The following is a 3,405-nucleotide window of genomic DNA, read 5'->3' as shown; positions in this document are numbered from 1 at the left end:
GGGGCCCGGGGGAGGAGCACCCCCTGGCCAAGGGGGGGGCCGGGGGTTCGAACCCCGCCGCCCGCCCCCCCGCCGCGGCGCCGGGCCCCCCCGTCCCCGGGCGCTGCGTCGTTCCCGGGGACGGGTCCGCGGGCATGCTGATCAGTGCCGACGTCGACCGCCGAACTCGCCCGCGGCGCCCGTCCGTCCGCCTACGGTGGGCGCATGGGGGCGGGGCGCATGGCCGACGTGCAGCTGGACGACACCGGCGAGCCGGCACCGCCCGACGCCCCGGCGGCCCCCGGTCGCGCCCGTCGCGCCCGCGCCGTCCTGCGCCGCTGGTGGCCGTTGCCCGTCGCCGCGGTGCTCGCGGTCGTGGCGTGGCAGGCCGTCGCGGACGCCCGGACCGAGTCGGCGGCCGAGCGGCTGCGCGCGACGCCCGGCGTGATCACGACGACGGTGACCCCGCCGCTCGACCCGACGCCGATGGTGTCGCCGGGGCTGGCGACGGCGCTGTACGGCGGGGTGCACACGCAGGACGGGTTCGTCGCCGGGACGGTGGTCGGCGACGCGTCCGACCCGGTGCGCGTCGTCGGGATCGACCCCGCCGACGGCGAGCAGGTCTGGAGCGTCGACGTCAGCCGCTCGCCCCGGGTGGCGGCAGCGGCTGGCTGTCCCGCGCGGGCGGCCACGTCCTGGTCGTCGCGGCGAGCGCGACCTGGGCGGTCGACGCCGGGAGCGGCAGCGTGCAGGCCGGCGGTGCCGGGGTCGCCGTCGTCCGGGGCGACCGGCTGGTCGACCTCCAGGGGTCGAGCCGCACGCTGCTGCTGGGCGCCGACGGCTCCGGGACCGCGGTCGCCGACGGGCAGGTGCAGCTCCTGGCACCGGACGACGGCTCCGCGCCGGACGTGCTCGTGGTCGAGGGCTCCGACGGCTCGCTGGAGCGGCGGCTCCGGGGCGTCGACGCGACCTCCGGCGAGGTGCTCTGGGAGCGGCCGGCGGACGGCATGGCGTCCACCAACCGCCTGCTCCTCGACGGCATCCTGTACGGCAGCGGCGACCGCGGCCGGTTGTGGGCCGTCGACGCCCTGTCCGGCGAGGAGCGGTGGAGCAGCCAGGGCGGTGTCCTCGACGACTACCGCCTGATGACGGACGGCGTCCACCTGCTCCGCGTCGAGCGGGACGCCCGGTCCGGGGACCCGGTGCTCGCCGCCTACGCCCTCGCGTCCGGCCGGCCGGCGTGGACCACGCCGCTGCCGCCGGGGGTCGACAGCGTGTGGACCCAGGGCGGCATCCTGTACGGGCACGGGGAGGACGGCGCCGTCGTCCTCCGCTGAGGCGGGGGTGGCGCGCATGGAGCTCACGACGCACGGAGTCCCCGTGCACCACGTCGCGCACGGCGCCGGCCGCACCGTCGTCGTGCTGCACGGTGCCGGGGTCGACCACCGGGAGCCCGAGGCCTGCCTCGACCCGGCGCTCGCGGCCGCCGGCGGGCTGCGCCGGGTGTACCCGGACGTGCCCGGGCACGGCCGGACCCCCGCGCCGCCCGCGCTGCGCTCCGAGGACGACGTCGTGGACGTGCTGGTCGGGTTCGTCGCGGAGGTCGCCGGCGGCGAGCCGGTGCTGCTGGCCGGGCACTCGGCGGGCGCCCACGACGCCCGGGGGATCGCGGCGCGGCGCCCCGACCTCGTCGCCGGGCTCGCGCTGATCTGCCCGCTGGTCGCCGGCGGGCACGACGTCCCGACGCACGAGCCCGTCGTCCGGGACGACGACCTCGGGGACGCGGAGTTCCGCGGGTACTTCGTCGTCCAGACCCCGGCGATGCTCGACCGGTACCGGCGGTTCGTCGAGCCGGGTGCGGCGCTCGCGGACGGCCCGGCGAACGCGCGGATCGGGGAGCGCTGGGAGATCACGGGGCTCGACGCGCCGGCGGTCCCGTACGCGGGGCCGGTGCTCGTCGCAGCCGGCCGCCGGGACTCGGTCGTCGGGTACGCCGGGGCGGTCGGCCTGCTGGAGCGGTACCCCCGCGCCACGCTCGCGGTCGTCGACGCGGCGGGGCACGCCCTGCCGCACGAGCGGCCCGAGGTCCTCGGGGGTCTGCTGACCGACTGGGTCGAGCGGGCGCGCGGCGACGGCTGAGCCGGAGTCGCCCCGACGATCACCCGGTCGACCAGCCGGTTCACCCGCTCCCGGGTCGCCCAGGGTGCCGGCGGGGGCGCATGCTCGACACCGGCATCCAGCGACGGGTGCGACTCCGGGCGGTCGACGACGGTGGCCCGGGACGGCGGTGGTGCCGCCGGGCGCGCGGTCGTCGGGACGGCCCGCCACCAGGAAGCGTCCATGACACCCACCCCATCCGGTCGAACCCCGCGCCGCCGGACGCGCACCGCCGTGCTGCTCGCGACGGCCGCCGGGCTCGCCTCGGTCGCGCTCGTGCTGCGCGGGCCGGCGTCGGTCGCGCTGACCGCGGTCACGTCGGCCGCGGCGGCCCTCGCCGGCGGGATGCTCGGCGGCTCCACCCGGCACCGGGACGGCGACCACGTGACGTGGCGGTGGGCAGGTACGGCCGCCTGGGCCCTCGCGGCGGGCCTGGCGGCCGAGGCCGTCGTGGCGTCCGCGGGCGGGCCGCGCGGGGGCGCCTTCACCGCGGGCGCCGTGCTGACCGCCGGGGCGCTCTACCACGGGCTGGTGCACTGGAACCGGATCCGCACGGCGCTCTCGGATCCGGGGGACTGGCTCAACGGGGTCAGCGCGGGCGCGGCCCTGCTGGCGATCGGGAACCTGCTCGTCCGGGACGACCCGGGCAGCGGCGCGTGGTGGGCGGCCCAGCTCGGCATGGTCCGGCTGGCGGCGCTGCTCGTCGCCCTCGGCACCGCGGCGACCGTGCTGACGATCGCCGGCCTGCGTCGTGACCCGCGCGCCTGGGCCCTGGCCGCCGGGCTGGCGGTGGTCGCCGCGGTCGAGCTCGTGGCCCTGCTCCGCGGGGCGGGGACGGCTCCGGGCTCGGTCGTGGTCGCCGGGTGGACCGGCCTGGTGCTGCTGCTGGCGGTGCTGCGGGTCGGGCGCGCGCGGGCGCTCCCGCCGCGCGAGGCCGCGTCCCAGGGCACCACGCTCGGCGCGGTCGTCGTGATGGGCGCCGGCGTCGGCATCCTGGTGGTGGACGCGCTGGTGCCCGGGGACCAGCCCGTCGCATCCGTCCTCGGGGCCGTCGCGGCCGTGGGCGGCGGCGCCCGGGTGATGCGGCTCGTGCGCGACCTCGCGCAGCTGGCCGCCGTGCGGCAGGAGGCCCGCACCGACCCCCTGACAGGCGTCGCGAACCGTCGCGCCCTGGTGGAGCAGCTCGACGCCGTCGCCGCGGGCCCGCGCGGCGCCCTCCTCGTCGTCGACCTGGACCGGTTCATGGTAGAAAAGGACCGGTTCGGGCAC

3 protein-coding genes and 1 pseudogene are annotated in these 3,405 nt (G+C 79.2%); 3 read left to right on the top strand and 1 reads right to left on the bottom strand.

Translation table 11 applies throughout. From position 1 onward, the window contains the following. Positions 1 to 191: 191 nt before the first annotated feature. Entirely contained in the window at positions 192 to 671 is a 480-nt protein-coding gene (locus KVT14_RS23550) for a hypothetical protein (RefSeq protein ID WP_217617180.1), read from the bottom strand. Here KVT14_RS23550 and KVT14_RS23545 point away from each other — a divergent pair. From KVT14_RS23545 to KVT14_RS19475, 3 genes and pseudogenes are all read left to right on the top strand, one after another. After that, the gene (locus tag KVT14_RS23545; protein WP_308161179.1) at positions 603 to 1,316 is read left to right on the top strand and encodes a PQQ-binding-like beta-propeller repeat protein; all 714 of its coding nucleotides are present in this window, start codon (positions 603 to 605) and stop codon (positions 1,314 to 1,316) included. The two genes, KVT14_RS23550 and KVT14_RS23545, sit on opposite strands and share 69 nt — an antisense overlap. Positions 1,317 to 1,332: 16 nt before the next feature. Beyond that, positions 1,333 to 2,118, top strand: a complete 786-nt coding sequence (locus KVT14_RS19480; RefSeq protein WP_217617178.1) for an alpha/beta fold hydrolase — start codon at positions 1,333 to 1,335, stop codon at positions 2,116 to 2,118. A gap of 201 nt (positions 2,119 to 2,319) precedes the next feature. Continuing rightward, positions 2,320 to 3,405: pseudogene (locus tag KVT14_RS19475) on the top strand (hypothetical protein); the annotation flags it as partial.

Source organism: Cellulomonas sp. GbtcB1 (assembly GCF_019091725.1).
Classification (GTDB): Bacteria; Actinomycetota; Actinomycetes; order Actinomycetales; family Cellulomonadaceae; genus Cellulomonas.
This window is presented reverse-complemented; position numbering and strand designations above follow the sequence as displayed.